This window comes from Kitasatospora sp. NPDC041917, assembly GCF_055589745.1.
On sequence record NZ_JBVJBI010000018.1, the window covers coordinates 1 to 26,021 of the forward strand.

Consider the following 26,021-nt stretch of genomic DNA (forward strand, 5'->3'; position numbering starts at 1 on the left):
CGACGCCAACACCAGGCCCGGACCAGCCACTACAAACGACGAGGCCACAGCCCAAGAGCTGAAGCCTCGCCACAGTAAGCACCGTTGCAGTACTAGCCGGCCCCAGGGCACGCCCTATCGGGCCCGGTCTTCGACAGGGGCTGGCCCGCCCGCCGGTCGGTGGCCCGCCCACTGGAGCAGCAGCAGGCTGGTCAGCGCGGCGAGGGCACACCACGTGGAGACGAAGGCGAGGTGCCAGAGCAGGGCGCAGGCGGCGGCGCCCGCGCCGGTGAGGAGACCGAGACGGCGGAGCAGCCGGTCGCCGCTTGCCAGCAGGGAGCCGACGGTGACGAGGAGGTAGCCGGCCAGCAGGAGAGCCGGGTACGGGATGCCCACCGCATAGCCGAGGGTGTGGCCGTGCACGGTTGCCCCCACCGGGTGGGAGCCGATGGCCACGGCCGGTGGAACGGCGACCGCCGCACCGAGCAGGGTGAGCGCGGCGAGCAGCCGTCGGCGCGGGCCGTCGGTCGCGCACCACACGGCGGCGGGGACCAGGACGGGCAGCAGCGGCAGGGCGACCACCGCCCAGGCGGTGCGGGCCGCTCCGGCGAGGCCGTCCGGCAGCCCGCCGTCGGTGCCGAGCCAGACCAGCGCCTCGATCAGCTGGTGCACGCCCAGGACCAGGGGGAGTGCGGCGAGCGGCAAGCGCTCGGGCCGGCCGGCCCGGTGGGCGCGGACCAGGCACGCCACCCCCGCGACCGCGACCAGCCCACCGGCCACGGCGTCCGCCTGCGCACTCCAGCACATCGGGGCCTAACCGGTGCTCCCGGGGCGGTCGTGCTCCGCGGACCCGCCCGTCGGTTCGTCCTCCGGATCGTCGTCCGGATTGCCCTTCGGCTCGTCGTCCGGTCGGTCTTCCGGCCCGCCCCCGGACTTCTGCTCCGCCCCGCCCTCCCGCGGCTCCGCTCCGTCCTCCGGCGGTGCCCCGATGCTCTCCAGGGTGTCGCGGACGGTCCCGGGCATCGCCGGATGGCGGCCGATCACGATCACCCCGATCACGATCGCGACCAGCCCGGCCGCCTGCCAGGCCAGCGCCGCCGGGGTCACCCGCAGCCGGTCGCCGAGGAACCCGACCGCGCAGGCGATCCCGGCCACCGGCTGGGCGGCGGTCAGCGCCGGCAGGGACATCCGCAGCGGCGCCGCCTCGAAGGCGCTCTGCACCAGCAGCAGCCCGACCACGCCCGCCACCACCACCGCGTACGGTTGCCAACTGCGCAGCACCGCGGACAGGCCCTCGTGGTCGAGGCGCTGGGTGGTGGTCCGGGTCAGCGCGTCCTGGAGGCCGTAGAGCAGCCCGGCGGCGAGCGCCAGCAGGGTCGCCTCCTCGAACAGCGGCAGCCGCCGGGCCAGCGAGACCAGCAGCACGACCAGCCCGACCACGGTGCCGACCACCAGCCAGTGCCGCAGCTCCCCGGCGGGCGCCCCGCCGCCGGTCGGTTGCCCGGCCACGATGAAGGCCGTCACCCCGAGGGCCAGCAGCAGCACCCCGGCCCAGCCGGAACGGCCCAGGGTCTGACGGGTCAACACCCGGGCCAGTGCCATGGCGAAGATCAGATTGGTGGCCAGCAGCGGTTCGACCAGCGACACCTCGCCCTGGTTGAGGGCGAACGCCGAGAGGATCAGCCCGCTGACCATGAACCCGGTGCCGAGCAGCCACTGCGGCATCCGCATCAGGTCCAGCAGCAGCCGCCAGCGCAGCAGATCGGAGCGAGGGGCTTGCTGCGCCGCGTGCTGCTGGAGGACGAAGCCGAGCCCCAGACAGCAGGCCGCACTGAGAGCGAGGAGGAAGACCGCCACGGAGGGACCACCAGGTTGTCGCTGCCCGCGCCGCGCCGACGGCTCCGAGAGGTGGGTCGGAGGTCGCGGCCGCTCCCGCCAGCCTACCGCCGGGCCGGTGCCCGGGCCGGGCGCACGACACGCGCGCGGCGCGGTGGGCACCGGGTCGTCCGGCAGCGCTTGCCGCCACCGGCGGGGCAGGCGCACGCTGGTGTGAGCGGCCGCCACGGGTCACCGTCCGTGCCGGTCCGGACAGGCGCGACGGGGGGCCGGCGCCAGGAGGTGTGGCATGCACAACCAGTGGGACGTGGAGCTCAGCTTCGAGGAAGACGGCGTGCACACGGCGTGCGAGGCCAGGCTGACCGGCGCCAGGGCGCCAGGCCTGAGCGCGCACGGCGAATCCGTGAAAAGCGCGGACGACCGTCCGCTCGCCAGGATCGGCGAGGAGGTCGCGGCCGCCCGGGCCCTGGAGGACCTGTCCCGCAAGCTGCGGGCGCAGGCCACCGGGGAGATCGACGACGAAGGGCACCGCCCGGGGTACCTGATCTACTGAGCCCACCGGCAGCCGAACCCCCGTAGGTCACGGGACTTACGCGAAGTCCCTCGCACGTCCGAACCCGGCAGCACGAGAAGTCGGGTGGGCCGACTTTTCGCGCGGGTTGGGTGTGGCGCCTGCCTCGGGGCGGTTTCGGTGCAGGGGGCGGGGCGACGTCTCGTGGGGTGGGTGGGGGTGGTCAGGTTTGGTGGGTGGGGGTGAGGAAGGTGGTGAGGCGGGGGTTGAGGTCCTGGGCGGCGGCCATGGGGAGGTTGTGGTGCGAGACGCCCGGGAGGATGGCGACCTCTGCTCCGGGGAGGGTGCGGCGGGCGGTCCGGGCGATGCGGTGGGGGTCGTGGGTGCGGCTGTGGGCGGCGAGGAGGGTGAGGACGGGGGCGGTGAGGGTGCGGAGGCGTTCGGGGGAGGGGCGGGGGCCGGTCACGACGGGGGAGGCGGGGAAGTCGGCGTAGCCGAGGGCGTAGAGCTCGCGCCAGGCGGGGTCGAGGGGCGGGGTGTCGCGGGTCTCCCAGTCGAGGTAGGAGCGGGCGCGGGCCGGGGTGCGGTGGGGCAGGAAGAGGGGGAGGGCGCGCAGCAGGTAGCCGGGGCGGAAGCCGGCGAAGCACTGGGTGGGGTCGAGCAGGGCGAGCCTGTCGACCCGGGCGGGGGCGTGCAGGGCGTACTCCAGGGCGATCCAGCCGCCGTACGAGTGGCCGCAGAGGTCGGCCTGCGGGACGTCGAGTCCGTCGAGGACGGCGTCCAGCCAGCCGAGCAGGCCGGGGACGCCGTCGAGGGCGGCGCCGTCGTGGATGCTGCGGCCGGGGTCTCCGATGAGGTCGACGGCGAGGACGCGGTGTCCGGCCTCGGCCCAGGCGCCGGCGTTGGCGAACCACATGGTGGAGGTGGCGCCGCCGCCGTGGAGCAGGACGAGCGGGTGGCCGTCGGCGGGGCCGCAGGCGTTGATCCGGGTGGTGCCGTGGGCGGTGCGGACGGTGAGTGCCTCGACCGGGACGGGCCAGCGGGCGAGCAGGGCGTCGTAGGCGGCGAGGAAGGGGGCGGTGCGGGCGGACATGGGGCCTCCGCGGGTGTGGTGTGATGGCGGCCGGGTCGGCTGAACCACTCGCCGAACACGTATCGCGCTGAACAAGCATCTCGCTGAGCAATTATCTCGCTGAGCGAGAGAATAGTCGCACATGCCCTCCCCGAGGAAGGACGACAGGGTGTCCGAGGTTGCCGAGCCGATGCGGCTGGTCCATCTGCTGCGTGGCCTGACGGTCGAACTCGACCTGTTCGGAGCCGAGTTCGCGGCCCGCAACGGTCTGCACCCGACCGATCTGCGGGCGCTGATCCACCTGCTGGACGCGGCCAGGGCCGAGGAGGTCGTCACCCCGGGCCGGCTCGGCGAGGCGCTGGGGCTGAACTCGGCGGGTACCACCGGCCTGGTGGACCGGCTGGAGCGGCTCGGGCTGATCCGGCGCGAGCGCGACCCGCAGGACCGGCGCCGGGTGCGGCTGCTGGTGGAGGAGCGGGCGATGGAGCTGGGGGAGGGCTTCTTCGGAGGGCTGATCGGCGACCTGGTCGCGGCGATGCGGCGGTTCGAGCCGGGGGAGCTGGACACGGCCCGGCGCTTCCTGGCGGCCGTGACCGAGGTGGTGTCGGCCGCCAGGGAGAGGTGAGCGGGCCGGAACTACGCGGGGCCGAGGGTCCAGCTGATCACCGACAGCGTCGCCATCGACAGGAGCGTCGACCAGAGCACCGCGTCCCGGGCGAGGGCGGTGCCCCGCTGGTACTCGCGGGCGTAGGTGTACACGTTCTGCGCGGTGGGCAGCGCCGAGAACAGCACCACGGTGAGGAGCTGGTGGGCGGGCAGGTGGAGCAGCGGGCCGGCCACGGCGAGTGCGACCAGCGGCTGGACCAGGGTCTTGAGCACGACGATCAGCCCGACCTCGGTGCGGCGCGGACGGCCGTCCGCCGGTGGGCGGTTGTGCAGCGAGAGTCCGAGGGTGATCAGCGCGGTGGGGACGCCGGCGCCGCCGAGCAGTTCGCAGGAACGATTCAGCTCGGCAGGCAGGTGCACGCCGGTCGCCGAGACGACCGCGCCCAGCGCGGTGGCCAGCAGGATCGGGTTGCGGACGGGCAGGGTGAGCAGCGCCCGGCGGCCGGCCGCGCCACCGTCCAGGACGGCCAGGACGGCGGGGGTGACCACCAGGATCTGGAACAGCACCACGGGCGCCACGAAAGAGGCGTCGCCGAGGACCTGCATGGTCACCGGGATGCCGAGGTTGGCCGAGTTCACGTAGCCGGAGGCCATCGCGCCGATGGCCAGTTCGCCGGGCTTGCGGTGGAACAGCAGCCGCCCGGCGAGCAGCCCGAGGCCGATCGCGACCGCGGTGCCCGCAGTGAAGGCGAGCATCGAGGCGTTGGCGAAGCGGTCCAGCGGGGTGCGGGCGATCATCAGGAACAGCGCGGCCGGCATCGCCACGTGGAAGACGAACCGGTTGAGCACCGTCTCGGCGTGCGGCCCGAGCAGTCCGGCGCGGCCGACGACGTAGCCGACGCCGGTGAGCGCCCAGATCGGCGCGAAGGCGGACAGCAGGGGATGCAGGGCTGGCATGGTTCCTCGGATCGCTCGGACGGGTCTGCCGGTGCGACGGGGACGTCCCGTCGGGGGCGCCGACTTCCGAGCGCGGTGACCCCCCCGAAGCCCATGAACCCCCGGGGCAGTAAACCAGTGGCCGCGGGCGCGGCGATCAGTGGGTCTGTCGCGAGCACGCCAGCAGGACCGGCTGTCCGGGACGGTGTCGGCCGGCAGGGGCGGGGCCGAGGGCCCGGCGCCCGGCCGATCGCCCGGGCGCCGAGAGACCGAGGCCCGGCCGATCGCCCGGGCCTACGATGGCCCGATGGAGGACCAGTACCTGAGCCTGTCCGAGGTGGAGGCGATCGCGCGCCGGGCCCACCAGGGGCAGGTGGACAAGAACGGCCACCCGTACGGAGAGCACATCGCGGCGGTCGCCCGGGGGACGGCGGCGCGCGGCGGCAGTGCGGCGCAGATCGCGGCGGGCTGGCTGCACGACACCGTCGAGGACGACCGGCTGAGCCGGGAGTGGCTGGCCGGGGCCGCGCTGCCGGAAGAGACCAAGGCGATCGTGGACGCGCTCACCCGGCGCCCGGACGAGCCGGTCGAGGAGTACACCGCGCGCATCCTGGCCACGCCGGGCGCGCTGCTGGTCAAGCGCGCGGACCTGGCGCACAACTCCGATCCGGCCCGCCTCGCCACCCTGGACCCGGCGACCGCCGAGCGGCTGGCCGCCAAGTACGCGCGGATGCGCGAGCTGCTCGGGCTCACCGGCGGGCTGTAGCCCGCACGCCGTGAGCCCGTGGCCGCGAAGCCCGCACGCCGTGAGCCCGCGAGCGCGTAGCCCGCACGCGGGGTCCACGCGCCGTGGCGCCCACGCCGTGGCCCGGGCGGGCGCGGTCCACGGGCCGGGCCGCCGCCGGAGAACCAGGAGAGGGCCCGGACCACGCGGGTCGCGCGGGTCCGGGCCCTCTCGGGCACCCCGGTGGTCCCTGTCCGACCCCCGGGGTGAGGGGGAGTGGTCAGGTGACGGGCGGTGGTCGGTGGGCCGACGGGGTCGGCTTAGTACCAGTGGTGGGTCTGCCAGAAGTTCCAGGCGGCGTTCGGGCTGCCGTAGCGGGTGTTCATGTAGTCCAGCGCCCACTTGATCTGGGTGGTCGGGTTGGTCTTCCAGTCCGAGCCGTGCGAGGCCATCTTGGAGCCCGGCAGCGCCTGGGCCAGGCCGTACGCGCCCGAGCTCGGGTTGGTCGCGGTCACGTTCCAGCTGGACTCGTGGGCGATGATCTGGCTGAAGGACGCCAGCTGGTTGGCCGGGACGATCTGGGCGGCGATGGCCTGCGGGGAGGCGGTGGCGGCGTTCGCGGTGGCGGGCAGGACACCCGCGCCCAGGGCGGTCAGACCGGCGGCGCCGGCGAGAATCGCGGCGGAAGTGCGCATGCGGAGCTTGAAAGCGGGCATGAAGAACAGGACCTCAATCGGGTTGGGCCGGTCGCTCCCCGCCCAGGACCACGGCCGGACAAGGGCCGAACGGTTGCGGGGTGCGACGCGATCAGGAAGCCGTTCACCGGTGGGACAGGAGCCGGTGCGGCTGGCGATGGAAGCCATTGTTGCCAGACCGGATCGGCCGTCGCCAAGACCCGCTCGGTACGACCCGCGGTCGTACGGAACGGGACGCCGTGGATTCGAAGGGCCGGTCGCGCGAAGCCTGCCGACCGGTGCTGAGCTGCGGGAACGCGGGGAGCGTCGGAGTGGCGCGGGGGCCGCCGGGGTGTCCACTACCGTCCGTCGTAGTCGTTGATCACGTGTGAGCGCACTCACCGTTCGGGGCTCGGGGGGCGTCACTCGCCGGTCCGGAGGACGCACGGTGGGTGCAGATGATCAACGCTGCCGTGAGACCGGGGCCACACCGTGGTGCTGAGACCGGCGCCACATCGCCCCGGCCATGCCGATGCCGGTGTCACACGGTCGCGGCGGGACCGGAGCCAAGCCGCCGTGGTGGACGGCTAGCGCAGGTCGCCCAGTCGCCGGTGCCGGGCGGCCCGGGCCGCGAGCCGGTCCGTTTCGGCGGCGGCCGCCAGGGCGCCGAGCGCCGCGCCGACCGCCTGCCCGAGCCGGGCGCAGAAGGCCTCCGGCTCCTCGGCGGCGTCCGGCAGCTCCGGAACCACCTCGTCGACCAGCCCGACCTCGGCCAGGTGGCGCGCCCCGATCCCCTGGGAGCGGGCCAGCTCGGCGGCGTGCGAGCCGTCCCGGTGGACGATCGCCGAGGCGCCCTCCGGCGGGAGTGGTGCCAGCCAGGCGTGCTCGGCGGCGATCACCCGGTCCGCCGGGAGCAGCGCGAGCGCCCCGCCGCCCGAGCCCTGGCCGAGCAGTACGGCCAGGACGGGGGTGCGCAGCGCGAGCAGGGTGGTGAGGCAGTGGGCGATCTCCACCGCGATGCCGTCCAGCTCGGCCCGCGCCGACAGCTCGGCGCCGGCCGTGTCCACCACGGTGACCAGTGGCAGCCCGAGCTGTTCGGCCAGGCGCGCGGTGCGCCGTACGGCCCGCAGGTCGGCGGCGGTGAAGGGGCGCTCGTACTCGGGGGTCTGCCGCTGCTGGCCGACGACCAGCACGGGCCGCCCGCCGAGCACGGCCAGTGCCCGGACCAGCGCGCCGCCGCGCCCGCCGGGGGCGTCCAGCAGCACCAGCTCCTCGGTGGTGTGCCGCAGCAGTTCGCGGGCGCCCGGGCGGTCGGGGCGACGGGTGCGGCGGACGGAGTCCCAGGCGTCCGGGTGTCCGGGGGCGTCCGGGTCGGACTCGGGCGTGGGCTCGGGAGTGGGCGTGGGAGCGGGCGCGGACTCGGGGGAAGGGGCCGGCGGTGCGGCGGCGAGCACGGTCAGCGCGCGGCGGAGCAGTTCGCGCAGCTCCTGCGGCGGCACGACGGCGTCCACCAGCCCCTGGCCGGCGAGCGTCTCGGCCCGCTGGACGTCCGGCGGCAGCTCCACGCCGCGCAGTTCCTCGTACACCCGCGGGCCGAGGAAGCCGAGCCGGGCGCCCGGCTCGGCGAGGACCAGCTGCCCGAGCGTGCCCCAGGAGGCGAAGACCCCGCCCATGGTGGGGTTGCGCAGATAGGTGACATAGGGGAGGCCGGCGGCGCGGTGCGCCTGGACGGCGGCGGTGATCCGCAGCATGCAGAGGAAGGCCGCCGACCCCTCCTGCATCCGCGTCCCGCCGGAGACCGGCAGGGCGAGCAGCGGCAGCCGCTCGTCGGTGGCGCGTTCGACGGCGCGGGTGATCCGCTCGGCGGTGGCGACGCCGATCGAGCCGCCGAGGAAGCCGAACTCGGAGGCGATGAGGGCGACCGGCCGGCCGCCGATCAGGCCGAGGCCGGTGAGGACGGCCTCGTCCAGGCCGGTGCGCTCACGGGCGCGGTCGAGCGAGGCGCGGTAGCCGGGGTCGGCCCGGTCGGCGGCAGGCGGCTCGTCCCAGCCGCGGAAGCCGTCGGGGTCGACCAGCAGTCCGATCAGCTGGTGGGCCGTCAGTGCCGTGCCCGAGCCCGTACCCATGCCCACCCCGTCAGAGATCGTTCCGGCCTTGCCGTGATCCGCCGCGCTACGGGGCACTCTATGCGGCGCGGTCCGGGCGGGACAGCTCCGACTTGAGTTCGATGACGGTCGACCCTTGTGTCGGCCGGGCGGTTCGTGGGCGTCGTGCGGGCGGTTCCGGGGCGGCGTGCGGTGGTCGGCGTACGGCTCAAGTCTCCGCAGGTAAAGGGGGGTTACTCACTGGTTAATAGTTTTTCCGAAGGCTTCCAGAGTTGACGGTGTCCCGCCACACTGAGGGGCATGACTCGCACTCTACGCGCGTGGAAGTCCCGCGCCGCCGCCGTCACCGCCGTCGCCCTGATGACCCTCGCCCCGGTCGCCGTCGCCACCGACGCGCACGCCGACGTGAGCGGAACGGTCTGCCTCTCCGCCCTCCCGTCGCAGGCCGCCGACACCCTCGACCTGATCGCCTCCGGTGGGCCCTTCCCCTACTCCCAGGACGGTGTGGTCTTCCAGAACCGGGAGGGCGTCCTGCCCGGTGAGTCCTACGGCTACTACCACGAGTACACCGTCATCACCCCGGGCTCCCCGACCCGCGGCGCCCGCCGGATCGTGACCGGCCGGTCCTACCAGGAGGACTACTACACCGGCGACCACTACGCGACGTTCTCCCTGATCGACCAGACCTGCTGAACCTCCACTGACCGACCGTCCCGGAACGCTTCCGGCACGACGGTGGCCCCGGCCCGCTTCCCCGCCGGGGTCACCGCCGTGCGGCAGCGCCGTGCGGCAGCGCCGTGCGGCAGCGCCGGGCTCAGAGCTCGGACGGCCCCCAGGCGCCCACCGTCAGTTCGTCCCCCACCCGCAGCGTGCCGGGTCGCAGCACCGCGAACTTGCTGCCGAACGCCACCCCGCCCGCAGCCGCCCGGCGGTACCGGGCCAGGGTGCGCAGCGGCTCCGGCCCCGCCTTGGTGCCGCTGGACTGGTCCAGCGTCGTCACCGCGCAGCGGATCGCCAGCTTGGCGTAGCCCAGTTCGGCCCCGCCCACCTCGATCCTGCGGGCCAGGTCCTCGGTGTGCGGTTCGGTCCAGCCGTCCACCACCACGTTCGCGCGGAACCGGTCCATGGGCACCGGCCGAGCGTCGGAGAGCTCGTTGAAGTGCTCCAGCGAGGAGTGCGACACCAGGAGCACGGCGCAACTGTCCGCGTAGCCCGAGGTGCCCGGGGTCAGTCCGGTGGTCACCCGGTCGTGCTCCGGCGGTACCCGGACCAGCCGGCCGCGCGAGCCCAGCACCTCGGACAGCCAGTCGGCGGCCTCCTCGCCCTGATCGATGCCGAGGAACGGCACATCGAACATCCGCACCTCGCGGCGCGGGCCCTCGGTGTCCACCGTCACCGACACCGGCTCCATGCCGGCGGCGGTCAGCGTCAGTGAGCGGCCGTCCCGCGTCACCGCCGGGCGGACGGTGGCCAGGACCGGGTCCCGGCGCTGGGAGCGGAACACGCCCTCCTCGTCCACCACCATGAACTCCCGGTCATGGGCCAGCCCGGCCCGGGTGAGCTCCGCCTGCGCGGCCGTCACCCCGGCGCAGCCCTTGACCGGGTAGTACCGCAGCTCCGTCACCGTGGCCATCGCTTGGTCGCCCCCTTCGTGCAGGCGCATCATTCTGCGCCTGCGTCCCGTCCATCTCGTCGACCCCACAGGGTAGTTGAGCCGCTCGGCGGGGCTGGTGGGTGGTGCCCGGTGGGCGAGCCCGGCGCTTGCTAGGGTCGGGGCATGGCACCACCGAGCAGCGCGAACCCCCCGGGGCGGCTCCGGCGGGACGCGCAGCGCAACCGTGACCAGCTGCTCGCCGCCGCCCGCGACATGTTCTCCCGGCACGGCCTGAACGTGCCGCTGGACCAGATCGCCAAGGAGGCCGGCGTCGGCAACGCCACCCTCTACCGGCACTTCCCGACCCGCGAGGCGCTGATCGCCGAGGTGTTCGAGGACGCCGGGGGCGGTCTGGCCGCCGCGGGCGAGGAGGCGCTCGCCGCCGACGACGCCTGGAGCGGCCTCGAACGGTACTTCGGGCGGATCTTCGAGCTGGTCGCCGCCGACCGGGGCATCAACGACCTGGTCACCCAGGCCATCCCGGCCATCCCCGGAATGATCGAGATCAGCCGCCGGCACGCCGCCACCGTCGGCGTCCTGATCGCCCGCGCCCAGGAGCAGGGCACCATGCGCCGCGACGTGGTCACCATGGACCTGCTCTTCCTCCTCGGCCCGCTCTGCCGTGCCCTGCCCGCCGCCACCGAGCTGCGCCCCGACCTCTGGCGCCGCTACCTCGCCCTCCTGCTCGACGGCTTCCGCGCCCGGGCCGCCCACCCGCTGCCGGTCCCGCCGATCGGGGAGGAGCACCTGGACCGGATGTTCGCGGACCTCTGGGAGGCGGAGTCGCCGGAGCAACCGGAGCAACCGGAGCGGCCGGAGTCGCCGGAGCGCTGAGCGCGCCTCGCCCGCGCGGCGTCAGGGACGCGTACGGAACGGCGGGCTCCACGTCAGAGCCGCGTCAACGGGCCGGTGCCGTACGGGCGCGGACCGCTTTGCTGGGGTGAAATCGGCGCGGTTCGGCGCGGTTCGGCGCAGCACGGGCCAGGGCGGTCCGGTGCGCGGGCACTCGGGCACCTTGGCACCCGGGCAGCTTGGCACCCTGGCACCAGGGCATCCGCGCGCGGCCGGACGGAGAGGCAGGGGCGGAGCCATGGCGGACAGTGGTACCGACGAGGGCCGGATCGTGGTCGGCATCAGCGGCTCGCTCGGCAGCCTCGCCGCGCTGCACCACGCGGTGGCCGAGGCCCGCCGGACGGACGTCGAGGTGCTCGCGGTGCTCTGCTGGACCCCGCCCGGCGACGAACTCGGCTACCGCCGGACCCCGTGCCCGCCGGTGATCGAGGCCGGCCGCGACGCCGCCGTGGCCCGGCTGCGGCAGGCCCTCGACGAGGCCTTCGCCGGACGCTACGCGGGTGTCCGCCTGCGCTGCCAGACCGTTCGCGGCGACACCGGCCACACGCTGGTGCGGTGCGCCGACCGGCCCGGGGACCTGCTCGTCCTCGGCGCCGGCCGGGAGCGCGGCCGCCTCGCCCGGCTGGTGCACCCCTCGGTCACCGCCTACTGCGTGCGGCACGCAACCTGCCCGGTCCTGGCCGTCCCGCGCCCACCGCTGCAGCGCGACCTGGAGGCGCTGGAACGCGGCCGCGGGCTGCGGGAGCCGGCGGCGGGGAACGGCTAGCGGCCCGCATGGCCCCGCGGGCGGGAGCCCGAGGACGGGCCTACGACAGCCCGGCCGCCTCGGCGAGGACGGCGGCGGTCCGTCGGCCGGCGGCCAGGGTGGCGGCATCGGTGGCCGGGAGGCAGCGGCGGGCCTCGGGACGGTAGGCGGTCATCACCACGCCGGCGTGGTCGGTGGGGAGTTCGAGGGTCCGTACCGCCGACATCTGCTTTGTCAGAGCAGCGCTCAACTGCCGGGTGTGCTCGACGTCCACGATCTCGTCCGCCGTGCCGTGGACCAGCCGGAGCGGGACGGGGGAGGGGGTGGCCGCCAGGTGGTCGAGCGGGGCCTCGCCGGTGGTGACGGCCCTGGTCGAGTAGTGGGAGGCGATGCCGACCCCGGCGGCGGGGCGCAGTTCGGCGGGGGTGTCGGGATGGGTGGCCACCGCGATCGCCTCGCGGCCGCCCATCGACCAGCCGGCCAGGACGAGGCGCGTCGGGTCCCCGCCGTACTCGGTGGCGATCGGGCGGGCCCGGGCCAGCGAGGCGAGCAGTTCGGCACTGCCGCCGTCCGGCTGCGTGGCGTCCCAGTCCGGGACGAGCACCAGCAGCCCCAGCCCGGCGGCCTCCTGGGCCAATGGCCGCAGCACATCGCGCTCGTTCGGGCCGTTGCCGTGCCAGAGCAGCACGACGGGGGCGGGCCCGGTGGCGCCGGAGGCCGGAAGGTGGATGTCCGTCAGTCGTCCGGCGGTGTACGGAACCGTCCGGAGTCGAGCGTTCGTCATCCGGGATTTCCCTCCGATTCGTTGAATGATCACGGAGCTGGTACTGTACTTCTCGTTGCGAGGGAGCGATTCCTCCTCAGGCGTCAGTGGTGCTACCAGAGCACGTCCTACTTTCAGTAGGAAGAGTCCGTGCGACCCGGGCCTGGCGCTCCGAAATCGGACAGGGTCCGGTGCCGTGGAAACGGCGCCGGGCCCTGTCCGCGTTTCCGGGGGCAGGACCCCGGCCGGGCAACGGCCTGACAGCGGCCGGGCAAGGGCCGGCAGCGGCCCGGCGTTCAGGACGGCTGGCGGTCGGAGCCGAGTTCGCGGGAGATCCGCAGCCCGACCTGGGCGACGACCGGGCCGAGGGCGCGGACCCGGGCGGCGGTCATCCGTGAGGTGAGGCCGGAGACGGAGAGGGCCGCGGTGACCTCGCCGGTGTGGTCGAAGATCGGGGCGGCGACGCAGCGGACCTCGGGCTCGTTCTCGCGGTCGTCGATCGAGTAGCCGCGGGCGCGGATGCGGGCGAGGTCGGCGCGGAGCCGGGGCTCGTCGGCGATGGTCCAGGTGGTGACCGGGCGCAGCCCGGCCGCGACCACCTCGGCGACGGCCTCCTCGGGCAGCCAGGCCAGGATCGCCTTTCCGGTGGCGGTGCAGTAGGCGGGAGCCCGGCTGCCGACCCGGGAGGCCATCCGGACGTTGGTCTCGTCCTCGACCTTGTCCAGGTAGACGATCCCGGGGGCCTGCCAGACGGTCAGGTGGACGGTCTCGCCGGCCTCGCGCTGGAGCCGGCGCAGGTGCTCGGCGGCGACGCTGCGCAGGTCGAGGGTGGTCAGGTAGGCCTGACCGAGCCGCAGCGAGCCGTGGCCGAGCCGGAACCAGCCGGTCTCGCGGTCCCGGTCGAGGAGGTGCTCGTCCAGCAGGGGGCCGGCCAGTCGCAGCACGGTGCTCTTGTTGAGGCCGAGGCCGTCGGCGAGCTGGGCGAGCGGGACGCCGCGCCGGTCGCCGTGGTCGCGGACGTAGCCGAGGACGGCGAGGGCGCGGCGCAGCGAGGAGGACTGGTTGCGTTCGGTCGCGGGTTTCTTGGGCGCCGTCTCCGTCATGGGTCCGTTCCCTAGTGTCGTTCTGCCGGTGTTCCCCCGCAGGTCGGCGGCGGTTGTCAGAACGTACCCGTTCGCGACCCGATCGCCGCATCTTCGATACAACGTTGTGCAGTGCAAAACTTTCACCAACTCCCTCTTGTTGGCGCCGATCGGCCCCGCCTAACGTCCCTGCCATCGAGCAGGCGACGACGCCCCACCCGAGCGCTGCGCCCTGCCGTACCCCCACCACTTCACCCACCATCGGCCCCGGTCAGGGCCTGCTTCGACGTGCCCGTCCCCGGCGGCGGACGTCTCAGCGGCAGCTGTCGGGAGGGGAGGTCTCCACCATGCGACTCATCGGACGGACCGCCGCAGCCGCCGTGCTCGCCGCCGGCTGCCTGGCCGCCACCGCCTGTGCCCCCGGCACCGCCGCGCCGGCGAGCGACAAGGCCGCCGACGACCGGACCGGCACCGTGCAGGTCTGGCTGTACAACGAGGCCGGCAACGCGGCCAAGGAGGCCGTGATCTCCAAGGCCGTGGCCGAGTTCCAGGCCTCCCACCAGGGCGCCACCGTCAACGTCAGCTACATCGACACCGACGCCTCGGCCCGCGCCGCCAAGATGAAGGGCGCCTTCAACGACCCGAACAGCGCCCCCGACCTGGTCGAGTTCGGCAACACCGACCTGCCCGGCTACGTCGCCGCCGGCGGCCTCGCCGACATCACCGCCGACCTGGACAAGTGGCAGGACAAGGGCGACCTCGACCCGGCGATCGCCAAGACCGCCGTGGTGGACGGCAAGACCTACGGCCTGCCCTGGTGGGTCGGCGTGCGCGCGCTGTACTACCGCACCGACCTGTTCACCGAGGCCGGCCTCACCCCGCCGACCTCGTACGCCGAGCTGGTCGCCGCCAACCAGAAGATCCACGCCGCGCACCCGGACACCTTCGGCATCGCCGTCGGCGGCAAGTACACCTTCGCCGCGCTGCCCTTCGTCTGGGACGCGGGCGGCGACATCGCCGCCAAGGACGGCGCCACGTTCAAGGCGGCGATCGCCTCGCCCGCCTCGCAGGCCGGGATCAAGCGCTACACCGACCTGTTCGGCGCGGACGGCTGCCCCGCCCAGCAGTGCGCGGACCTGACCGGTGGCAAGACCGTGGACCTGTTCGCGGCCGGCAAGTCGGCGATGGCGGTGCTGCTCAACTCCAACCGCAGCAAGGTGGACGCGGGCGCGGTCAAGGGCAAGTACGGCGTGGTGCCGCTGCCCGGCGAGAAGCCCGGCTCGATCGCCCCGGCCTTCGCCGGCGGCAACAACCTGGGCGTGATGAAGGCGGCCAAGCACCGCACGCTGGCCGTCGAGTTCGCCGAGCTGCTGGCGAGCCCCGCGTACCAGGAGCAGATGTACGACGCGATGGGCAACCTGCCGACGCTCAAGTCCGTCAGCGGCAAGGTGGCGGCGAAGGACGCGTTCCTGAAGCCCTTCACCGACACCATCGCGGCCGGCACCAGGTTCGTCCCGCTCGACCAGGCGTGGGCGCAGATCGACGCCCAGTCGGTGATCCCGACGATGCTCCAGCAGGTCGTCACCGGCAAGGCCGACGTGGCCAAGGCCTCGGCCGACGCCGCCGCGCAGATCTCCTCGGCCTTCGCCGCGCACTGACGGCCGGCCGCCGGCGGTGCACCGCCGCAGGCCCCGCACCGCAGGCCCCGCACCGTCGGCCACCGGCCGCGCACGGACGGCCCCCCTCCCGGTTCGTCTCAGAGAGCAGGTCCCGCACGTGTCCGTATCCACCTCGACCGCCCCGGCGCCGCCTTCCCCGCAGAGGCGCCGTGGGGGAAAGGCGCCGGCCGCACCCCCGGGCGGCCGGCGCCGGCGGCCCCCGCTGCTGCTGCTCCTGCCGGCCGCGGTCATCCTGATCCCGCTGGTCGCCTACCCGATCTACCAGCTCGGCCTGCTGTCCGTCCTCGACTTCGGGCAGGCCCAGGCCTCCGGCGGCGTCCCGACCTCCTTCGTCGGCTTCGGCAACTACACGAAGATCCTGGAGGACGAGCAGTTCTGGACGGTGCTGTTCCAGACCATCGGCTTCGCCGCGTTCTGCGTGGTCGCCACCCTGGCCGTCGGCGCCACCCTCGCGGTGCTGCTCACCAAGGTCGGCCGGTGGCCGCGGCTGGTGCTGACCACCGCGGCGATGGCCGCCTGGGCGGCGCCGGCGATGACCGGTTCGACGGTGTGGAGCTTCCTGTTCGACACCAACCTCGGTCTGGTCAACCACACCCTGGAGGGGCTCGGGCTCTCCGGCTTCCACGAGTTCAACTGGTTCTACGACAAGTGGACGGCGTTCCTGATCGTCGGCGCCGTGGTGGTGTGGCACTCCTACCCGTTCGTGATGGTCACCCTCTACGCGGGCATCCGGGCGATCCCGGAGGAGATCATGGAGGCGGCCGCCCTGGACGGCGCCAACACCTGGACCACCTTCCGCCGGATCACCGCGCCGATGCTGCGGCCGATCCTGACCATCGTGGTCATCCAGTCGGTGATCTGGGACTTCAAGGTTTTCACCCAGATCTATGTGATGACCGAGGGCGGCGGCATCGCCGGCCAGAACCTGGTGCTCAACGTGTACGCGTACCAGAAGGCGTTCGCCTCCTCGCAGTACGGGCTGGGCGCGGCGATCGGCGTGATCATGCTGCTGATCCTGGTGATCCCGACGGTCCTGTACATCCGCACGCTGCGACGGACGGGGAACGAACTGTGAGCCCGGCGAACTCCTCCCCGGCCGCCGTGAAGCCGGCCGGCAACGCCCGCGGCCGGAACTCCCGTGGTCGGAACACCCGCGGCCGGAACGCCCGGGGCCGTTGGCGGCTGGCCGCCAACACCGGTGCGATCGTGCTGGCCGTGGTCACCGCGTTCCCGATCTTCTGGATGGTGCTCTCGGCCTTCAAACCCAAGGGCGAGATCCAGTCCCTCGACCCCAGGCCGTGGACCGCCCACCCCACGCTGGAGAGCTTCCGGCAGGTGCTCAGCGTCGACGGATTCGGCCGCTACTTCGTGAACAGCCTGGTGGTCGCGCTGTCGGTGGTGGTGCTGTCGGCGATCGTGGTCTTCCTGGCGGCGGTGGCCGTGACCAGGTTCCGCTTCAAGTTCCGGACCACCATCATGGTGATGTTCCTGATCGCCCAGATGATCCCGGTCGAGGCGCTGACCATCCCGCTGTTCTTCATGTTCCGCGACGCCGGGCGGTTCGCCCCGGGCGTCGGGCTGAACACCCTGGCCTCGCTGGTCCTGGTGCAGCTGGCGTTCTCGCTGCCGTTCGGGATCTGGATGATGCGCGGCTTCGTCGCGGCCGTCCCGGTCTCGATCGAGGAGGCGGCGCAGATCGACGGGGCCGGCCGGACCCGCATCCTGTGGCGGATCCTGCTGCCGCTGGTGGCGCCGGGACTCGCCGCGACCAGCGTGTTCTCCTTCATCGCGGCGTGGAACGACTTCGTCTTCGCCAAGACCTTCATCATCAGCGCCACCCAGAACCAGACGCTGCCCTCGGCGCTGCTGGTCTTCTTCAAGCCGGACGAGAACGACTGGGGCGGCATCATGGCGGCGTCCACGCTGATGACCGTGCCGGTGCTGATCTTCTTCATCGCGGTGCAGCGCAAGCTGGTCTCCGGACTGGCCGGCGCGGTGAAGGACTGACGTCCGCCGAGGCCGCGCACCCGGGAGTCCCGCCGTCGGCGGGACTCCCTCGGCCGTCCGGGCCCGAGCGCCTCAGGAGGCCGGGCGGTTCAGGAGACGAAGCCGACCACGTCGGAGCCCTTCCGGCGCTGCGCGAGCCGGAGCCAGCCGACGACCTCCGCGACGGCCTCGGCCACCTCGCGCTCCGGCGCCGGGGTGCGGCCCTCGCGCTCGGCCCGTTCGAACTGCTCCAGTGCCCTCCGGCAGTCCTCGGCCGGCCAGGTGCTGCAGGACGGCACGTCGCAGGAGGGCAGTTCGGCCGGAAGGCCGCCGCCGAATTGGAAGTCCGCGACCGAGACGGCCGTGATCCCGTACGCCTTCAGGCCGTCGTCGACCACCTCCAGCCAGTTGCCCCGGAACGGTCCGAAGGAGTCGACCTCCAGGGGCTGCCCGACGAGCCAGCACAGCCGCCGGTACGCGTAGCCGTACTGGAAGGCGTGGCCCGCGTCCGCGGAGAAGGGGCCGCCGTGCACCACGGCGCGCAGCGCCTCCAGGGCGGTCGGCGCGCCCAGCGTGATCTCGTCGGCGAAGTGCTCGTCGGACCTGTCCAGGGACGGGCCGAAGTATGCGAGGGCCTCGTCGAGCGCCCCGTCGTTGCCGCTGCCGACGCGGACACGGAGCTCCGCGGGGTCGACCAGGTACGCGCGCAGGAAGGAACTCATGGCAGCACGGTAGCGGTCGCAACGGACAGCGGGTTCGGCGGGTCGGTCGTCCTCGGGCGCCCGGTGAGTGTGCCGAACGGTCGTGCCAGGAAGGCAACTTGACGGGCTGGAGGGGGAGGCTCCGGGTCCGTGTGCGGGTGCGCGGACGGGTGGATCGGCGGCCGGTTCGGCCGGGGCGGGCTCAGGCCGCCGCCGCGGAGTCCCGGGTCGGGACGGCGACCAGCACGAACTCCGCGCCGGCGTCGTCCCGGACCAGCGCGGTGCGGCCGAACGGCGCCGGCGCCGGACCGGTGACGACCGTGCCGCCGAGGGCGCGCAGCCGGTCGGCCGTGCGGTCGGTGTCCCCGGTCGCGAAGTGGACCAGCCAGCGCGCCTCCGCGCCCGGCCCGGCGGGGCCGATGCTGCACGCGGGCAGGCCGGCCACCCGGGCGAGGGTGTGTCCCGCCCGTGGCCGGTCGTAGCCGTAGCCGAGGACCCGGTGGTAGAAGGCCCGGGCGGCGTCGGGGTCGGGGGAGAGGTGCTCGTTCCAGGCGAGCGCGCCCGGTTCGTCGACCAGGCCGGCGCCGTCGATGGTGCCGGCCTGCCAGAGTCCGAAGCGGGCGCCGAGCGGGTCGACGGCGAGCGCGGCGCGGCCCTGCTCGGGCACCTCGTACGGTTCACGGGCGAGGCGGCCGCCGGCGGCCCGGACCGCGGCGAGGGTGCCCGGCGGATCGGGGCAGGCGAGGAAGGTGGTCCAGGTGGCGGGCGGGTCGGTCGGCCGGGCCCGTTCGACGGCCGCGACCTGGGCGCCGTACCGGGTGGCAACCGCCTCGGCGGGGCCGGTCGGAACGAACTCCCAGTCGAACAGCGCGCCGTAGAAGGCCTCTGCCCGTGCGGTGTCCGGCGTGGTGAGAACGACCCAGCACGGCACCCCGGCGCGGTAGTTGCCCGGTTTCGGCATGCGACCCTCCTGGCGGGCCCGGTGCCCGGTGCCCGGTGCCCGGCGTTCGGCATTCGGCGTTCGTCGCCACCGGCCCCACCCGCCAGCCTCCGCGCCCGGCGGGTGCGCGGCAAGCGGGGGATCAGGACACTCCGTGCGGCCGGAACTGGACGCTGATCCGAGGGCCCACCGGGCGGGCCGTCTTGGGGATCGCGTGCTCCCAGGTGCGCTGGCAGGAGCCGCCCATCACGACCAGGTCCCCGTGCCCGAGCGGGTGGCGGACGACCGGCCCGCCGCCGGACCGGGGCCGCAGCGCCAGGGTGCGCGGCTCGCCGACGGAGAGGATCGCCACCATGGTGTCCTCGCGGGCGCCGCGCCCGATCCGGTCGCCGTGCCAGGCCACGCTGTCCCGGCCGTCCCGGTAGTAGCACAGGCCGAGGGTGCGGAACGGCTCGCCCAGCTCCTGGGCGTAGTGCCGGCTCAGCGCCGTCCGGGCCAGGCCGAGCACCGGGTGGGGCGGTTCGGCCTGCGCCGGGTAGGAGGCCAGCAGGCGCGGGACGTCGACCGTCCGTTCGTACATCTCGCGGCGCTCGGCCCGCCACGGCACGTCGGAGGCCAGTTGTTCGAACAGCTCGTCGGCTCCATGCAGCCAGCCCGGGAGCAGGTCCAGCCAGGCGCCGTCGCCGAGCGGCTGCCGCCGCAGGCCGGTGAGCGGGCCGAGGCGGAGGCCGCCGCGGTCCGCGTCGTCGAACAGCGAGGGCAGGAGGTGGACGGTGCCGTGCATGGGGTCAGCGTACGCCTCGATTCGAACATGTGCTCGAATGGCTGGAGGGTTTCAGGTCATGCCTTGTGGATCTTCGCCGGGCCTGCGACGCCAGGGCGTGTTCCCCGGCGGCGGAGGAGGGCCGCTACGGCGATCGACGGTCGGCGGGGGCGTCCGTTCGGCGCAGCTTCGTCCGGCGGTGGCCGGAGACCGTTGTCAGGCGGCACGGGCGACCGGTAGACGGGAGGCTCCGAGCGCCGATCCTCCGAGTACCGGGAGTGCCGTGAACGCCCTGAGACTGCTCGCCGTGCCCGCCGCCGCCCTCGCCCTGACGCTGAGCGCCGCACCCGCCGCACCCGCCGCACCCGCGGCGTCCGGGGCGTCCGGGGCCGCCACGGCCCCCGACCCCGCGCCCGGCACCGTCACCATCTCCCGTGCGGACGGCGGATCGACCGTCCAGGCGCACGTGGGGGACACCGTGCAGGTGGAGCTTCTCGCGCTGCGCGACTACACGGTGACCTGGTACTGGTACGCCCTGGGCACCCCGACGCCCGCCCTGCTCTCGCAGACGGCGGGCAGCGCCGAGGCCAACGGCGACTCCCACGGGACCTTCTCGGCGACGGCCGCCGGGACGGGCGCCATCACCGCGATCGGCCGCTGTGTGCCGGACCGCGGCTCGGTCTGCCCGCCGTGGGTCATCAACTGGAAGGTCACCGTCCAGGTCTCCTGACCGGGCGCGGGACGCACCGCCGCCCCGGGCACCGTCGACGGTGCCCGGGGCGGCCGCGGGGTGGTCGAGCGGCCGGTTCCCCGCTCCCGTCTAGGCTTCGGACATGGCGATCAACGGCTTCGGGGTCACCGAGTTCCAGCTGGTGCTGCTGCGCCGGATGGCCGATTTCCAGCCCGGGCTGGTGGAGGGTGCAGTGCGGCGGCTCGGCGCCACCCGGGCCTCGATGCGGGAGGCCAACAAGCGCTGGCAGGCGATGGTCCGCGCGCCCGGCTTCCCGCGCGGCGCGGCCCGGTACGCGGCCGTGCTCGGGCCGGCCGGGGCGAGTGTGCCGCGTCGGATCGGGGATCTCGACTGCGTGGCGCGCCAGTGGGCGCTGCCGCTCTGGCCCGAGTTGCGCTTCGAGATCTTGCTCGGCCCGGCGGAGATCGGTGGGCCGCTGTTGAACGAGTGGCTGGTGCGGGCGGCGGGCTCCCCGGTACCCGCGCTGCGCACGCCGGCCGATCTCGCGCCGTGGAACTGCGTGGTGGGCGACGTCGGGGCCGCGTTTCCGTCCGCGGTGCCGCGCGAGGGCAGTGCACCGACCAGGTTCCGGCTGGACTTCGCGGTCCCGGATGCCGATGGACGGCTGCGCCCGTACGAGGCCGACTTCACCTGGGGGTTGCTCCAGGAGGTCCGTCCGAGTGGCGGCCAGGGCATGGATATGCCGGGCGATGCAAGGTGATATTCAGTGAATGCCTTCGATTTGCAGGCCAAAAGAGGATGTGGCAATCTAATCGCAGACATTGAAGAGTTTTGGCATCGGAAAGTGAAGGATCATGTCGGACGGCGCCCGCGTCATCGTCGGAGTCAGCGGTTCACTGCACAGCCTGACCGCCCTGCACCGGGCGGCCGAGGAGGCCCGGGCCCGGGGGGCCGTCCTGGTGCCGGTGCTCGCCTGGACGCCGGTCGGCGGTGAGCGCAACTACCGCGCCCGGCCCTGCCCGCCGCTGCTGCGCGCCTGGCAGGAACTCGCCGAGGCGCGGATGGAGAGCGCGCTGGAGCAGGCCTTCGGCGGACTGCCGATCGGGGTGCCGGTGCAGCCGCTGGTCGTGCGCGGCGAGGTCGCGACGGTGCTGACCGGGCTGGCCGACCGCCCGGGCGACCTGCTGGTGGTCAGCACCGGGGAGCAGGGCGGCCTGCGGGTCAGGCTGCGCGGGCTGACGCGCCGCTCGATCGCCCGGCGCTGTGTGAACCGGGCCCGCTGCGGGGTGCTCGCCGTTCCGCCGTCCACGCTGCACGAGGACCTGCGCGCGCTGCACCGCGGCATCGACCTGCGGGAGCTCGCCGCGGCCTGACGAGCCGTCAGGCCCGGTGCGTGGTACGGCCGTCGACCACCGTGCGGGTGGGGCGCAGCTCGCGCAGCGCGTCCACCGGGCAGGCCGACGGATCCAGCGGATCGACCGGCCACACCGTGAGGTCGGCGAACGCCCCCGGCCGCAGGCTGCCGCGCACCGTGCTCTCGCCGGTCAGCCGGGCCGCGTTCACGGTGTGCAGCGCGACGGCCTCGGACCGGCCGATCGCGTGCTCCGGGCCGACCACCCCGGCCGTGGTGCCGCGCGTGGTCATGCCCCACACCGACACCATCGCGCCGTACGGGCCGACCGGGAAGTCCGAGCCGCCGGTGATCAGCGCGCCCTCGTCCAGCCACTCGCGCAGCGGGAAGAGCGCGGCGGTGCGTTCCTCGCCCCAGGCCCGCTGCTGGGTGAGCGCGCCGTCGTGCAGCAGTGGGTGCTGGACCGTCACCGGGATGCCCAGCGCGATCGCCCGCGCCCGCTGCTCGGGGCGGGCCAGGCCGCCGTGCTCGACCACCAGGGTGCCCGGCGGCAGGCCGGGGTGGCGCTCGACCACCTGCTCGAAGACGTCCAGCAGGACCCGCAGCCCGCGGTCGCCCCAGGCGTGCACGCCGACCCGCCGGCCCCGCCCGACCACCCGCTCCACCGCCGCGAGCAGTTCGGCCGGCTCCCAGAGCAGCCGGCCGTGATAGCAGGGCTGCCCCTGGTACGGCTCCTCCACCGCGCCGGCCTCGAAGCCGCCGTCGATCCCGAACTTGACGCCCCAGAGCCGCAGTCGGTCGTCGTCCCGGCCGGCCGCCCGCCAGTCGTCCATCCGGTCCAGCAGTGCGTCCACCTGGGCCGGCGTGCGGGCGGCGAAGCCGGAGACCAGCGCGCGGACCCGGACGGCCAGGGCGCCCTCGGCCCGGGCGGCGTCCAGGACGTCGAGGTCCTCGGCCGGGACCAGGCAGTCGCGGACGGTGCCGATCCCGGTGGCGGCGAAGTCGGCGGAGGCGGCGCGCAGTCCGTCGATCCGCTCCGTGAGGGTCGGGTGCGGCAGCACCCGCTCGACCAGCTCGACCGCCCGGTTGATCAGCCGGCCGGTGAGCCGCCCGTGCTCGTCGCGCTCGATCACGCCGCCCGGCGGCGCCTCGGTGGCGTCGGTGATCCCGGCCAGCCGCAGCGCGGCCGAGTTGAGCACCATGTTGTACGCACCGCGGCGCACCAGCACCGGGTGTTCGGCGGTGGCCGTGTCCAACTCCCCGGTGGTGGGCATCCGTTGCTCGGCCAGCAGGACCTCCTGCCAGTTGACCGTGGTGCGGATCCACTCCCCGGCGGGGGTGCGGGCGGCGCGTTCGCGGATCAGGCCGAGGAATCCGGCGAGGTCGCGGGCCCGGTGGACGGGCACGCCGTGGACGCTGTGTCCGGCCAGGATCAGGTGGGTGTGGGTGTCGTCGAAGGCGGGCAGCACGGTCGAGCCCGGGGCGTCCACCAGCTCGGTGCCCGGGCCGATCAGGGCGTCCAGTCCGCCGGGCGCGGCGGAGAGCGCGGTGATCCGGCCACCGGTGACGGCGACCGCCCGCCGGGGCGGCTCGCCGGGCACCAGGGTGTGCACGGCGGCGGCGCGGATCAGCAGGTCCGCGGGGGTGGGGCGGGCCGCCGGAAGGGCGGAGGCGGGTCGGATCGCCGGATCGGTGGGGTTGGTCATTGCGGCTCCTGGGGGCGGGACAGTCCGGTGACCTTCTCGACGTACCGGAGGCTGGGCTCGGCGAGCAGTCCGTGCAACTCGGTGAACACCGCGCGCGCCGGTACCGCGTTCCAGTCGGCGGGCAGCAGCGGCGCGGGCAGCCCCGGATCCAGGTACGGCAGCCGGCGCCACCGGGTGAGCATCGGCACGTAGTCGCGGAAGGCCTCGGCCGGGTCGACCGGAGACCGTCCGCGCAGCTCCTCGACGGCCGGGTGCCAGGCGTCGGCGAAGGCCCCGTACTGCGCCTCGATCGCCGGGAGGTCCCACCAACTCGCCACTGCCGTACGGAGATCGGCGAAGCCGGCGTACTCGGCGGAGAGGAACAGATGGACGTAGGCGCTCAGCCCGAGCCGGTCCAGCAGCCGACGGGCGTCCGGCAGCAGCCGGGCCGGTGCCAGCCAGACCCCGGGGGCGGCGTTGCCGAAGCCCAGCCAGCTCAGCCGGGAGCGCAGCTGGTGGCGGTGGGCGCGGGCGGACTCGGGCACCGAGAAGACCGCCACCACCCAGCCGTCGGCGAGTTCGGCCGGCTCCAGGCTGTGGAAGATCCGCCGGTCGCCCTCCTCGAAGACCGGTTCCATCGCGCGCGCGAGCCGGTACCCCGTGCCCGCGCGCCGCTCCTGGAGCAGGGTGCCGGCCTTCTTCAACCGCGAGATCGCCGAGCGGACGGCCGGGCCGTCGACGTCCAGCTCGGCCAGCAGCGCGATCAGGTCGGCGATGGATATCCAGCCGCCGAGGCGGCGGACGAACTCGCCGTAGACGGTGTGGATCAGGGAGCTCGGCCGGGACGTGTGCTCGGACATGCGCGGGCCCTCCTCCCCGGTGGTGGTGGCGATCATAACGAGAGTGCCGGTCCGAGGGCGCGGAATCCTGCGTTTCCAAGGCGTCCGGGAGGCTACGCGTAGGCACCGGAGAGCAGGTGTCCGGCGCCGGGTGCGAAGGCGGGCAGGCCGAGGGCCCGCAGGAGCTGGTGGGTGGTGCAGACGGCCGCCGAGACCACCGGCTTGCCCAACTGCTGCTCGGCCTCCTCGACCGCGGACAGCGAGGGCAGTTGCACGCAGGCCGAGAGCACCACCGCGTCCGCCTCGGCGTGGGCGAGACCGCGGGCGATGGCGGGCAGCAGGGCCGGGTCGTGGGCGGCGACGTCGAGGTTGTCGGCGATTTCCAGGGCGGCGTGGTCGAGCACCTCGATGCCCTCGGCGGCGAGGTACTCGACCACCGTCCGGGCCAGCGGCCGCAGGTACGGGGTGACCATGGCGACCTTCGCGGCCCCGAGTTCGTGCAGCCCGGCGACGAGCGCGCCGGCGCTGGTGACCACGGGCGCGGGGGCGCCGTTCTGGACGGTGCGCAGGTGCAGCCGCCGTTCGGCCTGCCGGTGGTAGCCGGGGCCGGTGGCCATCACGGCGACCAGGCAGGCGTAGCCGATCACGTCCACCCGGGCGTCCGACAGCTCGGCGGCGCAGCGGTCGGACTCGGCGTCCATGGCGCGCAGTTGTTCGGGGGTGACCCTGGTCATCCGCATCCGGCTGGAGTGGAAGGTGAACCGCTCGGGGGCGACCGCCTCGCGGGCCCGCAGCAGGGCGGGGACCTCGGTCTCCATGGTGACGTTGGAGCTCGGGACGATCTGGCCGATCCGGTGGGTGGTCATCGGGTGGACGGTCCTTTCCGGTCCGGGGCGGGTCAGCGGGCGTCGATCACCGGGTTGGCGAGCGTGCCGATCCGTTCGATGGTGGCCTCGACCAGGTCGCCGGGCTGGAGGAACTGCGGCGGCACCATCCCGGCGCCGACGCCCGAGGGGGAACCGGTGGAGATCACGTCGCCCGGTTCCAGGGTGACGCCGGAGGAGATGTCGGCGATCAGCCGGGCGACGCCGAACAGCATGTGGCGGGTGTTGGAGTCCTGCCGCAGCTCGCCGTTGACCTTCAGCGAGAGGTCGAGCCGCTGCGGGTCGGGGATCTCGTCGGCGGTCACCACGACCGGGCCGAACGGCGCGTAGCTGTCCTGGCCCTTGGAGAAGAACCACTGGCCGGAGCGGCGCTGGTCCCGGGCACTGATGTCGTTGACGATGCTGTAGCCGAACACGTGCCGCAGCGCGTCCGCCTCGGCCACCCGGAAGGCCGGTGCGCCGATCACCACGGCGAGTTCGCACTCCCAGTCGAGCTGCTTGGTGAGGTCGGCGTTGTGCAGGATGGGGCCGCCCGGGCCGGTGACGGCGGTCGAGGGCTTGCCGAACAGCACCGGCCGGTCGGGCAGTTCGCGGTCGGTGTCCAGGGTGCGGTGCGACTCGGCCACGTGCTCCACGTAGTTGAGGCCGACGCCGACGATCTTGCCGGGGCGCAGCGGCGCGCACAGCGAGACCTCGGCGAGCGGCCGGCCGGCCGGGGCCCCGGCCAGCAGGTCGCGGACGGTGGCCAGGGCCGGTTCTCCGGCGCGGATCAACCCGAGGAGGTCGGGGGGCAGTCGGACCCCGGCGGCGGTGGCGAGGGCGGTCAGGTCGACGACCCGTTCGCCGTCGATCCGGGCGCCGAGGCGCGGGGTGTCGTCATGGCCGTCGTCCTCGGTGCGGCCGGCGGGGTCGGCGGGGTCGGCGTCGTCGTCGGTGCGGAAGGTCAGCAGGTGCATGGTGGTG

27 protein-coding genes and 1 pseudogene are annotated in these 26,021 nt (G+C 74.1%); 12 read left to right on the forward strand and 16 right to left on the reverse strand.

The annotated features are described in order from the left end of the window. Positions 1 to 114 precede the first annotated feature (114 nt). Both ACZ6EM_RS22225 and ACZ6EM_RS22230 read right to left on the reverse strand, forming a co-directional pair. The gene (locus tag ACZ6EM_RS22225) at positions 115 to 786 is read right to left on the reverse strand and encodes a DUF6629 family protein (protein WP_465773066.1); all 672 of its coding nucleotides are present in this window, start codon (positions 784 to 786) and stop codon (positions 115 to 117) included. Between the two features lie 210 nt (positions 787 to 996). Beyond that, positions 997 to 1,836: pseudogene (locus tag ACZ6EM_RS22230) on the reverse strand (DMT family transporter); the annotation flags it as partial. 268 nt (positions 1,837 to 2,104) lie between these two features. Here ACZ6EM_RS22230 and ACZ6EM_RS22235 point away from each other — a divergent pair. After that, a complete protein-coding gene (locus ACZ6EM_RS22235) occupies positions 2,105 to 2,368 on the forward strand; it encodes a dsRBD fold-containing protein (RefSeq protein WP_380546048.1) in 264 nt (87 codons plus the stop codon). A 181-nt stretch (positions 2,369 to 2,549) separates the two neighbouring features. On the opposite strand, the gene ACZ6EM_RS22240 is transcribed toward ACZ6EM_RS22235, so the two are convergent. After that, the gene (locus ACZ6EM_RS22240; RefSeq protein WP_465773067.1) at positions 2,550 to 3,419 is read right to left on the reverse strand and encodes an alpha/beta fold hydrolase; all 870 of its coding nucleotides are present in this window, start codon (positions 3,417 to 3,419) and stop codon (positions 2,550 to 2,552) included. Positions 3,420 to 3,567: 148 nt separating this feature from the next. On the opposite strand from ACZ6EM_RS22240, the gene ACZ6EM_RS22245 reads away from it, so the two are divergent. Further along, on the forward strand, positions 3,568 to 4,023 hold the full coding sequence (locus ACZ6EM_RS22245; protein WP_401054826.1) for a MarR family winged helix-turn-helix transcriptional regulator: 456 nt from the start codon (positions 3,568 to 3,570) through the stop codon (positions 4,021 to 4,023). Between the two features lie 11 nt (positions 4,024 to 4,034). Here the strand turns inward: ACZ6EM_RS22245 and ACZ6EM_RS22250 are convergent, their stop codons facing one another. After that, positions 4,035 to 4,961: an AEC family transporter gene (locus ACZ6EM_RS22250; protein WP_359907535.1), complete on the reverse strand. Its 927-nt coding sequence runs from the start codon at positions 4,959 to 4,961 to the stop codon at positions 4,035 to 4,037. A 286-nt stretch (positions 4,962 to 5,247) separates the two neighbouring features. On the opposite strand from ACZ6EM_RS22250, the gene ACZ6EM_RS22255 reads away from it, so the two are divergent. Next, positions 5,248 to 5,706 carry an HD domain-containing protein gene (locus tag ACZ6EM_RS22255; RefSeq protein ID WP_465773068.1) on the forward strand — a complete coding sequence of 153 codons (459 nt, stop codon included), beginning with the start codon at positions 5,248 to 5,250 and terminating at the stop codon, positions 5,704 to 5,706. A gap of 278 nt (positions 5,707 to 5,984) precedes the next feature. On the opposite strand, the gene ACZ6EM_RS22260 is transcribed toward ACZ6EM_RS22255, so the two are convergent. Together ACZ6EM_RS22260 and ACZ6EM_RS22265 are read right to left on the reverse strand one after the other, a co-directional pair. Beyond that, positions 5,985 to 6,359: an aggregation-promoting factor C-terminal-like domain-containing protein gene (locus ACZ6EM_RS22260; RefSeq protein WP_380546041.1), complete on the reverse strand. Its 375-nt coding sequence runs from the start codon at positions 6,357 to 6,359 to the stop codon at positions 5,985 to 5,987. Between the two features lie 566 nt (positions 6,360 to 6,925). Then, a complete protein-coding gene (locus ACZ6EM_RS22265) occupies positions 6,926 to 8,464 on the reverse strand; it encodes a carboxyl transferase domain-containing protein (protein WP_465773069.1) in 1,539 nt (512 codons plus the stop codon). 279 nt (positions 8,465 to 8,743) lie between these two features. Here ACZ6EM_RS22265 and ACZ6EM_RS22270 point away from each other — a divergent pair, with 279 nt between their 5' ends. Next, complete coding sequence (locus ACZ6EM_RS22270; RefSeq protein ID WP_380356563.1) at positions 8,744 to 9,136, forward strand: ribonuclease; 393 nt, start codon at positions 8,744 to 8,746, stop codon at positions 9,134 to 9,136. Between the two features lie 121 nt (positions 9,137 to 9,257). On the opposite strand, the gene ACZ6EM_RS22275 is transcribed toward ACZ6EM_RS22270, so the two are convergent. Then, complete coding sequence (locus ACZ6EM_RS22275) at positions 9,258 to 10,076, reverse strand: MOSC domain-containing protein (protein ID WP_401050345.1); 819 nt, start codon at positions 10,074 to 10,076, stop codon at positions 9,258 to 9,260. A gap of 144 nt (positions 10,077 to 10,220) precedes the next feature. Here ACZ6EM_RS22275 and ACZ6EM_RS22280 point away from each other — a divergent pair, with 144 nt between their 5' ends. Then, a complete protein-coding gene (locus ACZ6EM_RS22280) occupies positions 10,221 to 10,931 on the forward strand; it encodes a TetR/AcrR family transcriptional regulator (protein ID WP_452178096.1) in 711 nt (236 codons plus the stop codon). A 256-nt stretch (positions 10,932 to 11,187) separates the two neighbouring features. Then, positions 11,188 to 11,715 (forward strand): universal stress protein, encoded by a 528-nt coding sequence (locus tag ACZ6EM_RS22285; RefSeq protein WP_401050349.1) that lies wholly within the window; start codon positions 11,188 to 11,190, stop codon positions 11,713 to 11,715. 40 nt (positions 11,716 to 11,755) lie between these two features. On the opposite strand, the gene ACZ6EM_RS22290 is transcribed toward ACZ6EM_RS22285, so the two are convergent. Further along, positions 11,756 to 12,478, reverse strand: a complete 723-nt coding sequence (locus ACZ6EM_RS22290) for an alpha/beta hydrolase family protein (protein ID WP_401050351.1) — start codon at positions 12,476 to 12,478, stop codon at positions 11,756 to 11,758. 275 nt (positions 12,479 to 12,753) lie between these two features. Next, positions 12,754 to 13,560 carry an IclR family transcriptional regulator gene (locus tag ACZ6EM_RS22295; RefSeq protein ID WP_401055120.1) on the reverse strand — a complete coding sequence of 269 codons (807 nt, stop codon included), beginning with the start codon at positions 13,558 to 13,560 and terminating at the stop codon, positions 12,754 to 12,756. Positions 13,561 to 13,886: 326 nt separating this feature from the next. Between ACZ6EM_RS22295 and ACZ6EM_RS22300 the strand changes: the two genes are divergently transcribed. The 3 genes from ACZ6EM_RS22300 to ACZ6EM_RS22310 all read left to right on the forward strand — a co-directional run bounded on the left by ACZ6EM_RS22300 (position 13,887) and on the right by ACZ6EM_RS22310 (position 17,225). Beyond that, positions 13,887 to 15,197, forward strand: a complete 1,311-nt coding sequence (locus ACZ6EM_RS22300; protein WP_401055121.1) for an extracellular solute-binding protein — start codon at positions 13,887 to 13,889, stop codon at positions 15,195 to 15,197. A 118-nt stretch (positions 15,198 to 15,315) separates the two neighbouring features. After that, on the forward strand, positions 15,316 to 16,293 hold the full coding sequence (locus tag ACZ6EM_RS22305) for a carbohydrate ABC transporter permease (protein ID WP_359907564.1): 978 nt from the start codon (positions 15,316 to 15,318) through the stop codon (positions 16,291 to 16,293). Next, positions 16,290 to 17,225 (forward strand): carbohydrate ABC transporter permease, encoded by a 936-nt coding sequence (locus ACZ6EM_RS22310; protein WP_401046383.1) that lies wholly within the window; start codon positions 16,290 to 16,292, stop codon positions 17,223 to 17,225. Before ACZ6EM_RS22305 ends, ACZ6EM_RS22310 begins: the two co-directional genes overlap by 4 nt. Positions 17,226 to 17,314: 89 nt before the next feature. On the opposite strand, the gene ACZ6EM_RS22315 is transcribed toward ACZ6EM_RS22310, so the two are convergent. The 3 genes from ACZ6EM_RS22315 to ACZ6EM_RS22325 all read right to left on the reverse strand — a co-directional run bounded on the left by ACZ6EM_RS22315 (position 17,315) and on the right by ACZ6EM_RS22325 (position 19,629). Then, positions 17,315 to 17,926, reverse strand: coding sequence for a DUF7691 family protein (locus tag ACZ6EM_RS22315; RefSeq protein WP_465773070.1), 612 nt, complete (start codon positions 17,924 to 17,926; stop codon positions 17,315 to 17,317). Between the two features lie 181 nt (positions 17,927 to 18,107). Then, positions 18,108 to 18,866: a VOC family protein gene (locus ACZ6EM_RS22320; RefSeq protein WP_401046388.1), complete on the reverse strand. Its 759-nt coding sequence runs from the start codon at positions 18,864 to 18,866 to the stop codon at positions 18,108 to 18,110. A gap of 121 nt (positions 18,867 to 18,987) precedes the next feature. Beyond that, complete coding sequence (locus ACZ6EM_RS22325) at positions 18,988 to 19,629, reverse strand: alpha-ketoglutarate-dependent dioxygenase AlkB (RefSeq protein ID WP_465773071.1); 642 nt, start codon at positions 19,627 to 19,629, stop codon at positions 18,988 to 18,990. Between the two features lie 262 nt (positions 19,630 to 19,891). On the opposite strand from ACZ6EM_RS22325, the gene ACZ6EM_RS22330 reads away from it, so the two are divergent. The 3 genes from ACZ6EM_RS22330 to ACZ6EM_RS22340 all read left to right on the forward strand — a co-directional run bounded on the left by ACZ6EM_RS22330 (position 19,892) and on the right by ACZ6EM_RS22340 (position 21,672). Further along, positions 19,892 to 20,338 carry a hypothetical protein gene (locus ACZ6EM_RS22330; protein ID WP_465773072.1) on the forward strand — a complete coding sequence of 149 codons (447 nt, stop codon included), beginning with the start codon at positions 19,892 to 19,894 and terminating at the stop codon, positions 20,336 to 20,338. A 103-nt stretch (positions 20,339 to 20,441) separates the two neighbouring features. Further along, a complete protein-coding gene (locus ACZ6EM_RS22335; RefSeq protein WP_465773073.1) occupies positions 20,442 to 21,059 on the forward strand; it encodes a hypothetical protein in 618 nt (205 codons plus the stop codon). 94 nt (positions 21,060 to 21,153) lie between these two features. Next, positions 21,154 to 21,672 carry a universal stress protein gene (locus ACZ6EM_RS22340; RefSeq protein WP_380545787.1) on the forward strand — a complete coding sequence of 173 codons (519 nt, stop codon included), beginning with the start codon at positions 21,154 to 21,156 and terminating at the stop codon, positions 21,670 to 21,672. Positions 21,673 to 21,679: 7 nt separating this feature from the next. On the opposite strand, the gene ACZ6EM_RS22345 is transcribed toward ACZ6EM_RS22340, so the two are convergent. The 4 genes from ACZ6EM_RS22345 to ACZ6EM_RS22360 form a co-directional block, all read right to left on the reverse strand. Continuing rightward, positions 21,680 to 23,356 carry an amidohydrolase gene (locus tag ACZ6EM_RS22345; protein ID WP_465773074.1) on the reverse strand — a complete coding sequence of 559 codons (1,677 nt, stop codon included), beginning with the start codon at positions 23,354 to 23,356 and terminating at the stop codon, positions 21,680 to 21,682. After that, positions 23,353 to 24,195: a PaaX family transcriptional regulator gene (locus tag ACZ6EM_RS22350; protein WP_452178105.1), complete on the reverse strand. Its 843-nt coding sequence runs from the start codon at positions 24,193 to 24,195 to the stop codon at positions 23,353 to 23,355. Before ACZ6EM_RS22350 ends, ACZ6EM_RS22345 begins: the two co-directional genes overlap by 4 nt. A 92-nt stretch (positions 24,196 to 24,287) precedes the next feature. Next, entirely contained in the window at positions 24,288 to 25,040 is a 753-nt protein-coding gene (locus ACZ6EM_RS22355) for a maleate cis-trans isomerase family protein (RefSeq protein WP_387688143.1), read from the reverse strand. Between the two features lie 32 nt (positions 25,041 to 25,072). Beyond that, on the reverse strand, positions 25,073 to 26,014 hold the full coding sequence (locus ACZ6EM_RS22360) for a fumarylacetoacetate hydrolase family protein (protein ID WP_465773075.1): 942 nt from the start codon (positions 26,012 to 26,014) through the stop codon (positions 25,073 to 25,075). Positions 26,015 to 26,021 lie beyond the last annotated feature (7 nt).